The organism is Nostoc foliaceum FACHB-393, from assembly GCF_014698505.1.
Taxonomy (GTDB): Bacteria; Cyanobacteriota; Cyanobacteriia; order Cyanobacteriales; family Nostocaceae; genus Nostoc; species Nostoc foliaceum_A.
In genome coordinates this window covers 1-14,322 of record NZ_JACJTD010000049.1, presented here as the reverse complement: position 1 = coordinate 14,322, position 14,322 = coordinate 1, and the positions used below count along the sequence as shown (strand labels likewise).

Annotated in this window: 11 protein-coding genes; 7 read left to right on the top strand and 4 right to left on the bottom strand. The window is 41.6% G+C overall.

Annotated features, from left to right (window positions below; translation table 11 throughout):
* Positions 1–257 precede the first annotated feature (257 nt).
* The 4 genes from H6G92_RS28320 to H6G92_RS28305 all read left to right on the top strand — a co-directional run bounded on the left by H6G92_RS28320 (position 258) and on the right by H6G92_RS28305 (position 3,914).
* Positions 258–1,388: a ParM/StbA family protein gene (locus H6G92_RS28320; protein WP_449289986.1), complete on the top strand. Its 1,131-nt coding sequence runs from the start codon at positions 258–260 to the stop codon at positions 1,386–1,388.
* Positions 1,389–1,464: 76 nt separating this feature from the next.
* Complete coding sequence (locus H6G92_RS28315) at positions 1,465–2,025, top strand: hypothetical protein (RefSeq protein ID WP_190898790.1); 561 nt, start codon at positions 1,465–1,467, stop codon at positions 2,023–2,025.
* A gap of 449 nt (positions 2,026–2,474) precedes the next feature.
* The gene (locus H6G92_RS28310; protein ID WP_163934026.1) at positions 2,475–2,699 is read left to right on the top strand and encodes a hypothetical protein; all 225 of its coding nucleotides are present in this window, start codon (positions 2,475–2,477) and stop codon (positions 2,697–2,699) included.
* 267 nt (positions 2,700–2,966) lie between these two features.
* Positions 2,967–3,914, top strand: coding sequence for an aldo/keto reductase (locus tag H6G92_RS28305; protein WP_190898788.1), 948 nt, complete (start codon positions 2,967–2,969; stop codon positions 3,912–3,914).
* A 10-nt stretch (positions 3,915–3,924) separates the two neighbouring features.
* Here H6G92_RS28305 and H6G92_RS28300 read toward each other — a convergent pair whose 3' ends face one another.
* The 3 genes from H6G92_RS28300 to rimO form a co-directional block, all read right to left on the bottom strand.
* Positions 3,925–4,503 (bottom strand): Uma2 family endonuclease, encoded by a 579-nt coding sequence (locus H6G92_RS28300; RefSeq protein WP_190898786.1) that lies wholly within the window; start codon positions 4,501–4,503, stop codon positions 3,925–3,927.
* 197 nt (positions 4,504–4,700) lie between these two features.
* Complete coding sequence (locus H6G92_RS28295; RefSeq protein ID WP_190898784.1) at positions 4,701–6,230, bottom strand: DEAD/DEAH box helicase; 1,530 nt, start codon at positions 6,228–6,230, stop codon at positions 4,701–4,703.
* 269 nt (positions 6,231–6,499) lie between these two features.
* On the bottom strand, positions 6,500–7,819 hold the full coding sequence (rimO, locus tag H6G92_RS28290) for a 30S ribosomal protein S12 methylthiotransferase RimO (protein WP_190898782.1): 1,320 nt from the start codon (positions 7,817–7,819) through the stop codon (positions 6,500–6,502).
* Positions 7,820–8,491: 672 nt separating this feature from the next.
* Between rimO and btpA the strand changes: the two genes are divergently transcribed.
* A complete protein-coding gene (gene btpA, locus H6G92_RS28285; RefSeq protein WP_190898780.1) occupies positions 8,492–9,340 on the top strand; it encodes a photosystem I biogenesis protein BtpA in 849 nt (282 codons plus the stop codon).
* Positions 9,341–9,444: 104 nt separating this feature from the next.
* On the top strand, positions 9,445–10,428 hold the full coding sequence (locus H6G92_RS28280) for a vitamin K epoxide reductase family protein (RefSeq protein WP_190898778.1): 984 nt from the start codon (positions 9,445–9,447) through the stop codon (positions 10,426–10,428).
* Between the two features lie 45 nt (positions 10,429–10,473).
* Here the strand turns inward: H6G92_RS28280 and H6G92_RS28275 are convergent, their stop codons facing one another.
* Positions 10,474–10,659: a hypothetical protein gene (locus H6G92_RS28275; RefSeq protein ID WP_190898776.1), complete on the bottom strand. Its 186-nt coding sequence runs from the start codon at positions 10,657–10,659 to the stop codon at positions 10,474–10,476.
* Positions 10,660–11,110: 451 nt separating this feature from the next.
* Between H6G92_RS28275 and H6G92_RS28270 the strand changes: the two genes are divergently transcribed.
* On the top strand, positions 11,111–13,315 hold the full coding sequence (locus H6G92_RS28270; protein WP_190898774.1) for a CHASE2 domain-containing protein: 2,205 nt from the start codon (positions 11,111–11,113) through the stop codon (positions 13,313–13,315).
* The last annotated feature ends 1,007 nt before the right edge of the window (positions 13,316–14,322 follow it).

The window sequence follows — 14,322 nt, the reverse complement described above, 5'->3', positions numbered from 1 at the left end:
CAGACAAATACGCCAATTTAGAGAAGAAATATTATGAATTTGCTGATCAGAGCAAAAGGCAGATTAATGATTTAACTCGCCAACACGCATTAGATGAAGTAGAAAAAGACTGTTTGCGTTTAGCAGTACGACTGCAACAAAATCTCATTTCCTTAATGTGGGAGATTGATAGAGAATCTACAACAGATGGTTTAAATAGATTTCAAGCAGCAGTAGAGCAAACTAACCAAGTTCTATACCTCTTAAAAGAGGAGTTAATTATTGTTCCCAATGACTACTATGCACGTCTTTTAACAGCAACAGCAGCAACTAAACAAATCAACACTGTAAAACCCAACAATGTTGGCAGTAAAACTCTTCTCAGTGTTGATTTAGGTAGAACTTCCACAAAAAGTTGTGTGAGTCGTGAACCAAGCAATGTGGTGTTCGTACCTGCCAATATTAAGCAGATGTCAATAAACCAAGTACGCGGCAATGTGTTTGAAGCTCGTGCTACTGACCCTCTGATGGATTTGTGGCTAGAGTATCAAGATAATGGGTATGCTCTTGGTCAACTAGCAGCAGATTTTGGGGCGAATTTAGGAGTTGGCCAATCTAAAGTAGAGGCTGCACTGGTAAAAGTGTTAGCAAGTGCTAGCTACTTCAAACTCAGAGACGATATCTCAGTTGTACTGGGTCTGCCTTTTCTTTCCTTAGAGCAATTTGAAAAGGAAAAAGCATACTTGATTAGTCAAGTAGGCGGGCCTCATGTGTTGAACTTCCGAGACGAATCTGTGTCGCTAAATGTTAGTAAGGTATGGGTAATGCCAGAGGGCTATGGCAGCCTGTTGTGGTCTGAAGCTCAACCTAAGAAAAGTCCTAACAGTCCCGATTTTACAAAAATATCGGTGGCGATAGTTGATATCGGACATCAAACCGTCGATCTTTTGATGGTAGATAAATTCCGTTTTTCTAGAGATGCTTCTAAGAGTGAAGACTTTGGTATGCATAAGTTCTATGAACTGGTATCTGCTGAAATAGAAGGTGCTGATAGTCAATCTCTAGCGCTGATTTCTGCTGTTAACAAACCCAGAGGCGAGCGTTTTTATCTTCCTAAAGGAGCAAGCAAACCCACTAACTTAGACGATTTTCTTCCTAACCTCACAGAGATGTTTTCTCGTGAAATCTGTAGCCGTGTTCTAGCTTGGTTGCCAGAGCGTGTAACTGATGTGATTATTACTGGTGGTGGCGGTGAATTCTACTGGGATGACGTTCAACGTCTACTCAAAGAAGCAAAGATTTATGTCCATTTAGCGGCACCCGCTAGGCAAGCTAATGCTTTGGGGCAGTATATTTATGGTGAGGCGCAATTACGCGCCATTGATCGCCGTGCTAGGTCAGAAAACTGATGTTACTTTGAATTTATCCCAAAGCAAAGATAATTTTTGGTAGCTGTAAAGATTGATTTAACATGCCAGTAAACAAATGAAAATTAAACTTTCTGATGATGTCAAACAGAGACATTATAAAGAGTGTATTCCTCTTAACCAACCGAAAGACTTTAAGGCAGGACAGGAATTGCTTGTAATACCAATTCTGTATGAAGATGCGCTAAACCTAAGTAAAAGAAAGAAAAACGAACCGCAAAGGACGCAAAGGACGCAAAGGACGCAAAGGACGCAAAGGACACAAAGAAAGAAGTTAAAAGGGTTTGGCGCAGCCTCACAAAGAAATGGTATAAACAAAGAAAATATTTACAAGCTACCGGATAAAAATTGGGAAGTTTGTTATTTTGATTTAGAAAAAGAAGTGACTTACCCATTTCTAATAACGCACGATGAGATAAAAAATGATTCTAGAAAAGAAATAATTTTTTTAATTGATATTGAATCTGAGTTTGAAGAACTAATTACAATACCCGAAATAAAGGAATTGATAGACTCTCAGAGGGTAGCGATATCTCGTTCAATGACTACATTAGCGAGTACATTTGAATTCCTAGATACTTATCAACCTTTTGAGCCATATTATCAAAGTCTATCTTGAAATAGGCGCGTGACTATCAAATCGATACAGCTTGTTAACAATCACCAATGCCCTATTTGCAGTCTTTCCTATGACGATACATTATAAAAGTCAAAAAGCTTTAACAAAGACTGACCCCAACATTGAGCAGGAAATAGCTAAGAAATAGCGATCGCACTCCAGCAACTACAATGAGAGTACAACTAGTGTTGTACCTCCAATTTACATGATTTTGAGCCTTAACTGAACCGTATTGCTTTATGACACTAGTGTTTGGACATTGGATTACAGAGATTTGAGTTGATTTAAGAGTCTAGAATTGTGGTCTCCGTAATCATTACACAGGTAAATTTAAACATTATGAAAATGTGGTTTTAACTACGCTATTCCATTCAATTAGTAAGATAAACTTGCCGTATGTATGTCATCAAAATACTTAGCTTCATCCAGTAACCAAAAAGGCATAAGTAATGAGTCAAGCACCAGTCAAAGTAATATTATGGGAAGAAAATCAAAAAGATTTTCTCAAAAAGTTCTATGATCTTCAATTTACTCCCAGAGTAGGAGAGGAAGTTTACCTAAAAAAAGAGAAATGGAAAGTAACCAGAGTTGAGCATGATGTAGAAATTAGTGAAATTAATGTCTACATGCAATTAATCAAAAAAGTCAAGCAGGAGAAACCATCTAATTCATAATTACCAGTAAATACACTCAACTATAGCAATCCTATTCGATTTGTGAGAATTGCAGCCCGCAGATCCCCGACTTCTCGAAGAAGTTGGGGATCTTGTTTATGCGCCTTTGATTCAGGTTTTAAATTTTTATGCAAGGTGCGATGTCTACGACGGGCGTAGCTGCGACACCACAAGATTTACAGCCAAGTAGTGACGATCGCACCCAATCTTGTCTGTAACGATACACTATAAAAGTAAAGAAATGTAAATAAACTAAATTTTGCAACCGTGGAAAACATCACATTGGGGCAAAATGGCCCATCTGTTACGCCCTTGTGCATTGGCACTTGGGCTTGGGGTGATAAACTATTTTGGAATTATGGCGATCGCTACGGCCCAGAACAGTTACAAGAAGCCTTTACCGCAGCCTTAGAAGCTGGGATTACGTTCTTTGATACTGCCGAAATCTACGGAATGGGAAAGAGCGAGGAATTTTTAGGGCAATTTCTGCAACAGACACAACAACCTGTACAAATCGCCACAAAATTTGGCCCCGTACCGTGGCGATTTACAGCCCAATCTGTCTCTGATGCTTTAACAGCCAGCCTCAAACGCCTACAACTTGAGCGAATCGCCCTGTATCAAGTGCATTGGCCTTTTGCCTTCTTTTTAAGCCAACAAACTCTGATGAATGCCTTAGCGGATGAAGTGAAGCGGGGCAGAATCGCAGCAGTCGGTGTGAGTAATTACTCAGCAGAGCAAATGCGAGACGCGCATCAAATATTGGCAGCCCGTGGAGTGCCTTTGGCTGTAAACCAAGTGCGTTATTCTTTACTCAGTCGCCAAATTGAAAGCAAAGGTATTTTGGCAACTGCGCGTGAGTTGGGTGTGACTATCTTGGCTTACAGTCCTTTAGCACAGGGATTACTTACAGGCAAGTACAGTATTGATAGTACTGAAATCCCCACTGGTGCGAGAAAAATAGACCCGCGATTTAAGAAAGAAGGTCTGCAAAAAATTGCGCCAGTTATATCTTTGCTACGCAACTTCGGAGAAAAATATGATCGCACTCCTGCCCAAGTTGCTCTCAATTGGTTAATTGCTCAGGGGAACGTCATTACCATTGCTGGGGTGAAGACAGCCGAACAGGTACGGCAGAATGCTGGTGCTTTGGGCTGGAGATTGAGCGATGATGAAATTGGAGAATTAGAACAAGTTAGTCGTCCTTGGCTGTAGTATTTTTGAACTACTCAAACACAGGAGGCCAAATTTCTGACACTACTAGCTCCCAACCCGGTAGTAAGTCTGGTAGTGTCAGTTTGTCGTTGTTCTGCAAAACTATTGATTCTTGGTTAAGCCGATAAACTGTGAGCGTCAATTTGTCAGGATCAATCAGGATACCAACCGTAGTTCCAAGTTGTAAGAATAGCTGAATCTTTTCTACCAGTGGTTTGATCCGGTCTGACTTAGATTTTATCTCTACCATCAAGTCAGGCACCAGTTCCACAAAGTCGCGCTTGCTTGTTTTCAGTCTATCAGCACGAACAAAAGATACATCGGGAGCGCGAAGATTTCGTTTTTCGTTATCAGCTTCTTTCCCGTTTTCAGTTTCTAATGTAGGCAAAATGAAACCCGCGCTAGAACCAGTTACCCGTCCTAGCCTCTGTGGGCGTACCCAGTTACCGAGTAATCTAACTAACTCAGCGCCTATTTCTTCTGACTCATAATCTGATGGGCCCATAACAACTATATTTCCATCTACCAGCTCCATCTGCCATTCTGGATGCTCTGCTTGTAGCTGCTCTAAGTCTGGAATAGTGAACATAAGACCACGAAGAATGCATCTTTAAATTTATCTTCTTACAAAGAGGTAAAATAAATTACCCAAAAGCCAAAAAGTCAAGAGCCAAAGCCAAAATCTTGACTCTTAACTCTCAACTTTCCAATTTTATATTTGGATTTTGGATTGAAGAAAAAATCTAAAAATCTAAAATCCAAAATTGATTAACTTCTAACTGTTGACTAAGAAGCTGATTCTCTAGCTGTAGGTGAACCTATCTTTTTACTGGGGGATGCAGAAGACTCATGCCCACTTGTCCGCAGTTTTGGCTTGGGAGAAGAATGTCTTTCTTCACCATTGTTGCTATCTGATTTCCACGCAGAACGGGGGCGATCGCTGGAAGATTCACGACGCTTGCCCAATCTTGGTTTGGGAGCGGAGGATTCTTCTTGGGGAATTTCTACGTCTGAACTCAACCAAGCGGGACGAGTTTGATCGTAAGCGATTTGCAGTGCAGCTGCGGCGATCGCTTGAGCATCGTATTCTTCAATCAGTTCGCTAACAATTGGCAAGAATGAAGCCAAACGCTCACCTGTCAAAGCTTCTCGCACTTGTTCTTGCAATTTCAGGATGTGCCGTGCTTCAATTTGTGCGCGTGTAGGAATCGACAGCAATTGCCAACTTTGGCGATTATGACGTTCAAATGTTTGCTGTTTGCGCCGCTCAAATGGTTGTACTAAAGAAATTGCTGTTCCTTCTTTACCAGCACGACCAGTACGACCAATGCGATGGACGTAAGTTTCGACGCTATCGGGTAAGTCGAAGTTGATTACATGAGAGAGTTGATCGACATCTAACCCTCGTGCCGCAATATCAGTTGCTACAACCCAGCGGACTTGACGGTTACGGAATCTGATTAATAACCGTTCCCGCGCTTGTTGCGACAAGTCACCGTGGTATTCATCTACACTGTGACCGGCCCCTTGTAATTGACTGGTGAGTTCTGCGGCTGTGCGTCTGGTGCGGACAAAGATTAAAGCTGTTTCTGGATCTTCCATTTCCAGAATTGGCTGTAAAGCTTTGGCTTTTGTCCAGTGGCGGGGGATCAAGTAAGCTACCTGATTGATTTTGTTGGGAGCGGCTTTTGGCTGCTCAACGGTGACAGTTGCAGGCGATCGCAAGAACTTGTTCACCAACATCCGAATTGATGGTGGCATTGTTGCCGAGAATAAAGCTGTTTGGCGATCTACGGGCGCTTGAGAGAGGATTTTCACCACATCATCAATAAAGCCCATGCTCAACATTTCATCGGCTTCATCCAACACAAACCACTTCACTTGATCGAGCTTTAAACAGCCTCGATCGAGCAAATCGATCACCCGTCCTGGAGTACCCACAACCATGTGAACGCCACGTTTCAGTTGTAACATTTGGCGGTCAATTGATTGACCACCATAGATTGCTAACACCCGCAATCCTTCATTACCGATGAACTGCGCGATCGCATCGTGAACTTGCATTGCTAATTCACGAGTTGGTGTTAAAACTATAGCTTGAACGGCTCTTTGATTAATATCCAGCCGCTCTAAAATTGGCAGTGAAAATGCTGCCGTTTTGCCTGTTCCTGTTTGAGATTGACCTACTACATCACGACCAGACAGCAATTGGGGAATTGCTTGCACTTGAATGTTAGTGGGTTCGGTAAAACCGATTTTTTCTAGTTGTTCGACACGTTCTTGGGAAATGCCTAATTCTTGAAATGAAAGAGTCATTAATTCGTCCTAAATTTTATGTAAGGATTTTGGCTTAGTCATTAGTCATTAGTTATTAGTCATTAGTCATTAGTCATTAGCCATTAGTCATTAGTGAGCTAAGGGCGGTAGCGAAGCCTCAACTCTTGGAGAGGCTATGCCAACAAGTCCGCCAGCGTTTCAGGTAAACCCTCATGAAAACTGCTATTAATGCAGCATTGACCTTAGTATAAGGATGAATCTGTAAGGGTCATTTAACAAAGGACAAAGGACAAAAGACAAATGACAACTTAGTTATTGACTACTTGACCATAGAGGTCGTATGTATCAGCGTGGTGAATCGCTATTGGCACGATGGTTCCTAACTTTGCCTGGCCTTTGACATACACCAGACCATCAACCTCTGGGGAAAATCTACCTGAACGACCTATTAATTCACCACTTTCAGGATTTTCTTGCTCAATCAGGACATCGACTATTTTGCCTACTTCCTGTTGATTTTTCTTTTGAGAAATCGGTTGCTGGAGTTCCATCAGTTGGTATCGGCGATCATCCATCACCTCTTGGGGCAACTGATTTGGTAGCTTATAAGCTGGGGTTCCTTCCTCAGGTGAAAAGGTGAAGACGCCAACATGATCGAATTCATGCCGCTGAACGAACTCTAGTAGATGCTCAAAATGCTCGCTTGTTTCTCCTGGGAAACCAACAATAAATGTTGTCCGCAGTACGGCTGTTGGTAGCGCCGTCTTGATGCGATCTATAATCCCATCATTTACCCGCCCTTGCCAAGGACGGTTCATGGCGCGGAGAATATCTGGATGAGAATGTTGCAAGGGCAAATCCAGATAAGGCAAAACGTTTGGTGTTTCTTGGATGGCCGCTATCACATCTGGGGTTAGTCCCGTGGGATAAGCGTAATGCATTCTGATCCACGGTATATCTACTTTCCCCAAAGCGCGAAGTAATTCCGCTAATTTTGGCTTACCGTAAATATCCAAACCGTAATTAGTGGTGATTTGGGAAATTAGAATAATTTCCTTTACCCCTTGACTAACTAACTGCTCTGCTTCGGCGACTATAGATTCAATAGTACGCGATCGCTGGTTCCCTCGAAGATGAGGAATGATACAAAATGCACAACGATAATCACATCCTTCTGCAACCCGTAGGTAAGCTACGCCCTCGGTTGTAGTGCGGTAGCGCGGTGTAGTTTCGTCGGCAATGTAGGTTGGTTCGATACTAACCTGTTTGACCCGCTCGCCAAGTTCAACACGCTCAATTACATTTACAATTTTGTGATAATCGCCAGTACCCACAACGGCTACTGCTTCGGGCAACTCCTCCAAAAGTTGTTCTTGGAAGTGTTGCGCCATACAGCCAGTGATTACGATCTTTTTATTTGCCTCTGCCAGTTCTACCAAAGTTCTGACAGATTCTTGCCGGGCTGCTTCAATAAAACTACAGGTATTAACAATAACGTAATCTGCTAACTCTTCATTTGTATCTACACCGTAGCCTGCTTCTACGAGCATTCCCAGCATGTGTTCTGTATCAATTCGGTTTTTCTCGCAGCCCAGGTGAGAAATGGCAATTGTTGGCTTGTCACCCATATTTTGAAAAAATCTTCATTTTTTTCTTCTTGTAGTCAAACATTCCGGCGCTAACTTCGCGTTTTTGCTATCAGCATCCTCATGAAAATAGTGCAGTGGCAAATTCCCACTGTCAGTAACTGTCCGTGGACTCATAACCCTATCAATAAATAAAAATAGAGGTCATGTTATGATATTCCTATCAATCTGTTCCCCAGGGTAAATTGAAGTGTCTTTGGGTACATTTGACACTTGTAATCTTTTTTAACAATTCGCCTATTGGTATTTTACATTACCGCAGCGTGTGCGTTGTTAATCTACCCATCGGGAAGCCGCCCAAAGGGCTTGTTGTGAGAAGTCGCTACCCTCAGGGAAATCGACGAAAGCGACTACGCCTATAAAGCAGTAATGCTACCCTGGCGATTGGCAAGTCCTACGACTGGGCGCGGACAAGACGCCTAAACCACGGAAAGCTGCCTTGCGTCTAGTGAGTGGCAAACTCCTCTTGTAGCCAAGTTTTATCTTAACATATCTTATGGGAGGTTTGAGGCCAATTTCCATCTGAGGAAGGAGGCAATAAACCGACTATCATAAAACACATTTGACTAGTTAATGAAAACTCAAGAGTCAAGGGTCATACAGTCAATAGTCAAAAAATTCTAGACTCTGGACTCCGCGAGGCGGATTAAAGACGTGGACTTATATCAATTATTTAAAACTCGCTCACCGATTATTGGCGTGGTTCACCTGCTACCACTGCCGACCTCACCTCGTTGGGGAGGTAGCCTAAAAGCGGTGATTGACCGCGCCGAACAAGAAGCCGTAGCCCTTGCCAGTGGGGGGGTTGACGGTCTGATTGTGGAGAATTTTTTCGACGCGCCGTTTACCAAAAACCAAGTCGATCCAGTGGTTGTGAGTGCCATGACCATTGTGGTGCAGCGGATACAAAATTTGGTGACTTTGCCTGTAGGGTTAAATGTTTTGCGAAACGACGCTAAAAGTGCAATGGCGATCGCTAGCTGTGTGCAAGCACAATTCATCCGCGTCAACGTTCTCACAGGGGTGATGGCAACCGACCAGGGATTAATTGAGGGAGAAGCCCATCAACTACTCCGCTATCGACGGGAGTTAGGCTGCGATGTTAAAATCCTGGCCGATGTGTTGGTGAAGCACGCCCGTCCTTTGAGTTCTCCAAATCTCACAGTTGCTGTGAAAGACACCATTGAAAGGGGTTTAGCAGACGGAGTGATTTTGTCTGGTTGGGCTACTGGTAGCCCTCCTAACTTAGAAGATTTGGAACTAGCTTGTAGTGCAGCAGATGGCACGCCAGTGTTCATCGGTAGTGGGGCTAATTGGGAAAATATTGATACATTGATGCAGGCAGCAGATGGTGTCATAGTTTCCAGTTCCCTGAAACGTCACGGACGTATAGAGCAACCAATTGATCCAATTCGTGTCAGTCAATTTGTGGAAGTCGCGCGTCGCAATTGGAACTCCAAAGGTGAAAGCAAATCAGCAGAACAAGTGAAATTACATTCTTAAATGGGGCATGAGGTATGGGGAAAAATTACTAATGCCCCATGCCTAATACCCAGTGCCCAGTGCCCAATGCCCAATGCCCAATGCCCATTAACTAATAACAGTTTATGATTCGCCGCCGTTCTACTCCTTGGATTCATAAATGGTCACGTCCATTGATTGCCGCGATCGCTGGATGTGGTGCCCTGATAACAGGTTATCTCGCCATAGAAAAGTTAACAGGAGGCAGTGCAGCTTGTGTGGCACAGGCTGGTGTCAAGGGCTGTAATGATGTACTTTCCAGCCCTTGGGCAACGGTTTTTGGTCAGCCATTAGCTTTGTTTGGGTTTTTGGCCTACACCAGTATGGCGATATTTGCTTTGGCTCCCTTGGTATTTAACTCAGGGGACAACAATAGTCGCAAGCAATTGGAAAATTGGACGTGGTGGCTGTTGCTGGTGGGTGCGATCGCTATGTCTGTCTTTAGCGGCTACTTAATGTATGTGCTGGCATCTCAAATCAAAGCTATTTGTCCTTACTGTATTGGTTCAGCTTTGTTCTCCCTCAGTCTTTTGGTACTGACGATTATCGGTCGGACTTGGGAGGATATTGGACAAATCTTATTTACCGCCCTAATTGTGGGGATGGTAACGCTGATTGGCACTTTAGGCGTCTATGCTGGCGTGAATCAATCAGATGTTACACCTGGAACTCCAGGACAACCCGTAAAAATTACCTTTACTCCCAAGGAAAACCCTAACCCAGCTTTCGGTTGGAAAGTTACCACTACTTCTGGTGAGGCGGAAATAGCTTTAGCACGCCATCTGGCGAAGGTAGGGGCAAAGGAATACAGTGCTTACTGGTGTCCTCACTGTCATGAACAAAAGCTGCTTTTTGGTAAAGAGGCCGAGCCAATAATCAACAATGATATTAAGGTAGAGTGCGCTCCTGATGGTCTCAAAGCTCAACCAGAATTGTGTAAATCCGCAAAAATCGAAGGCTTCCCCACTTGGATAATCAATGGAAAAAGCTATAGCGGAGTCCAAAACTTAGAAGAACTAGCGAAAGTTTCTGGTTATACAGGCCCTCGTAACTTCAAGTATTTTAAGTAATTGTCTTGAGTCAGCCTCAGCGGCAGTTCCCAATAATTGTGAACGCTACACTGACCTAGCGGTATGGTGTAGTTCATACCCCATAGTCAACTGGATGAGTACAGCAAAGTCTGTTTCCAGTTGGCTTTTTTGTTTTTGGTAATAGATAATAGGTATTGTCCAATACTCAATTACCAATTTTCCTGCGGCTTTTTTATCCGCAAATATTTCAAGCGCAAGGAAATTCCTCAAATATATTTACCCTAATATAATGTATCGTTTAATTTCTTTTTACGGCACTTGGGAGCTACCTTGGGATGTAATCATGTCAGAGCCAAACCCAAAGGTGTGTCTATTGGAAGTTCCCGTAATTCTCAATAAAATACCTAATTGATCAAAAATGTATGAGTTTAATAAGTAGGCTTTACCAGACAAGGCTTTGGGCGTTAAATTTGCTGAACTCACTTTCAATAATATTTATACTTAACTTGTGTTGATAGCCACAAAAGTCCCAGTTGCTGTTTGTTCAGATAATTGGCCTCAATATATGGTGATACATCACAAATACCACAATGTGTTAAATAACCTTGCTGATTTGAAAAAACTCTTAGAAACTCTATTTAGCTCCCGCTTGAGCTATGTTAGTCCAATAGTTAATAGCTATAAGGAAATAGAGAATATTTCTCCCCACTAGGTAATGGGAATGAATCAGCAGCTAGGCAAGCGTTTTGTAAAGTTAATCTTTGGACTGAAACAATCGCTTAGTCGAGGACACAGAGAATTGATTACTGCCGTCAGTGTTGCAGTCTGTGTCCTGCTTTTGCACTCCATTGGATTATTGCAATCTTTGGAGTTGGCAGCTTTGGATCAGTTTTTTCGCTTACGTCCAAATGAACCCCCAGAAGAGCGTATTACTCTCGTAGTGATTGATGAGGCCTATTTAGACGAAGTAGGTTCGTGGCCGATTCCAGATACGAAGATTGCCCAGTTGTTGCAAAAATTAAACATCTACAAACCCCGTGCTATTGGCTTAGATATCTTCCGAAATTTGCCAGTAGAGCCTGGTAATCAAGAACTACGTAATGCTTATAAGTCGATACCCAACTTGATTGGTATTGAACTCCTGGCAAATGACAAAAATAAAAACATTAGTGTTTCACCTCCACCGGAACTGAATCAGGATCAAGTGGGCTTTAACAACGTGCTGTATGATCTTGATGGTAAAGTGCGTCGCAGCTTGTTGTACTGGCACATTAAAAGTCAGTTACACGAAAGTTTTGCCCTGAAGTTGGCTTTATTGTATTTAAAGGCAGACGGAATTACTCCCACCCAAGCAAAAAACAACCCTGAGTATTTGCAATTGGGTAAGGCAGCATTTACTCGTTTTGAGGCTAATGATGGTGCTTATGTGGGAGCAGATTCCAGAGGCTACCAAATTTTGACCAATTTTCCCAAACCCAAATGTAAAAGTTTATCTGAAGAATTGTGTAGTTTTCGCCAAGTATCGATGAGAGATGTACTGGCAGATAAAGTCAAAGATAACTTAATCAAAGATCGGATTATACTTATTGGCTCCACTGCACCCAGTCTCCAGGATTTTGTATTCATCCCATACTCCAGCAGTCTAATGGGTACGGCAAAGCCTGTACCTGGTATTCAACTGCAAGCTTATTTTATCAGTGAGTTAATCTCTGCCGCTCTGCAAGGACGACCTTTACTCAAGGTCTGGCCTGACTTAGTGGAAGACTTGTGGATTTTTATCTGGTCTTATCTGGGAGCTGTGACGACATGGCGGATACGACACGCAACTAGAAGCCTCCTCAGCATTTTAGTTTCTTGCTTTGTATTGACCCTGAGTTCATACCTTGCTTTCTTGTATGGTTGGTGGATACCGCTTATTCCCTCACTGTTTAGCTTTGGTAGTTCAGCTATTTGGATGACCAGTCATATTGCCCACATGCAGGAAGAGTGGAAACGTTCCAAAGAATTTTTGCATCACGTAATCAACACGATTCCTGATCCAATTTTTGTGAAAAATGAACAACATCAGTGGATTGTTTTAAATGAGGCGTATTGTCGATTTATCGGTTATCCAAATAAGTTGTTAATTGAAAAGTCAGACTATGACTTTTTCCCTAAACATGAAGCCGATGTGTTTCGACAACAGGACGATCTTGTGTTCCGAACTCAGCAACCCCAGGAACATGAAGAAGAATTTACAAATGCAGATGGTCAGACTCATCAAATTGCCACTAAGCGATCGCTCCATAAAGACTCAGCTGGCAATTTCTTTTTAGTTGGAGTCATCCGAGATATTACTCAGCGCAAGCTCATGGAAGAACAGCTTAAACGTACTGCTGCTGAACTATTCCGCTCTAACAATGAATTAAAACTCAAAGAAGACCACTTGCGTTACTTAGCATATCACGACCCCCTGACTGGTCTATCCAATCGCAAATTTTTTGCAGAACAACTTTACGAATCGTTAAATTGGGCGCAACACAACAACTTGTTGCTAGGGCTGCTGTTTATTGATTTAGATGGCTTTAAGCAAGTCAATGATACTCTAGGACACGAGACCGGCGATCGCTTGCTAATGACTATTGCCGGACGACTCAGCAACTCTTTACGGGCTAGTGATACAGTTTCTCGCTTGGGTGGCGATGAATTTACTGTGATTTTACGGGCAATTCCTAATGTCCAAATAGCTGCTAAAGTCGCCGAAAAAATCTTAAGTAGTATTACCAAGCCAATTGTTTTGGACGGGTATTCAATCCGAGTCTCTGCCAGTATTGGCATTAGTGTCTACCCATACAACAGTCTAGACAGTGAAACTTTGATGAAACAAGCAGATGTAGCAATGTACCGTGCCAAGCGCCTAGGTAAAAATCGCTACGAGTTTGCTTAATTAGTCAAGAGTCAAGTCTTCAGATTTTTTTACTTTAGTCACAATTTTTACCTTAAAACTAGGGATGTGGACTGGAGATACGTCCAAGGCACTATCTTGAAAAAGTATGGCGCATATGCTGCGAACTGGTTTTTTAGGCAAGATAGAGACTTAGTAAGGCTTTTTTACCTGAAGACTAAACCTAAGAACACAGCTAAGAAAGGTATGAGTCATCAGAGGTAATTAGTAAATTAATTATTAATGTAAATATTTTTACTATCACTAATTATACTCATACTTAGTCGGTTTATTACGCTATTTCATAGTTCTAAAGTTTTTAAAATCCTTATTATACGGCAATTACGTTGTTTTATCTTTATGTATCTTTACAATAATTAGTTTTTAAATATACAATTAAACAAGGATTATTTAATGTTTTCCTAAACTATTAGCTAGTAAACATAGTGTTTATACTTAAAAATATTAAAATATTATTAATAAATAGTGATTTAGACAAAATGCTTCAAGCGATAAATCAACATATCTAACTTTAGACTGATGTAAAAACGGCTTATTATGAATACCACTTAAGTATATAGACTATTTAATGCCAATAGATAAAGCTTAATATACAAGCTTTTCCCATAATTACTTGTACACTACCAGCAATAATTAAATTAATTGAATAAAGTTATTTTTTCAATAAAGTCGGTAAATATACGGCAGGAAATAAAAAAGCGTTTTTAAATGAAAAAATAGTAAATTTACTGAAAGCCATGAAGACTAACTTCCGAATCACAAAGGTTATAATATTCTGTATAGGTGCTTACATACTATTACCGAAAGTTGCCGCTAGCATAGGTATATTGAATACTGCAAGTGCTAATACTTTTCACCCTACTAAGCTAATCAGCATTTAAATTGCAATATAACCATTATTTCCTTTGTTTTTTATATTTCGATGCCACTTAATGACTAACTCACCCTGATTCAATAGCTTATCAAGTATTGACTTCAACTCATCTACT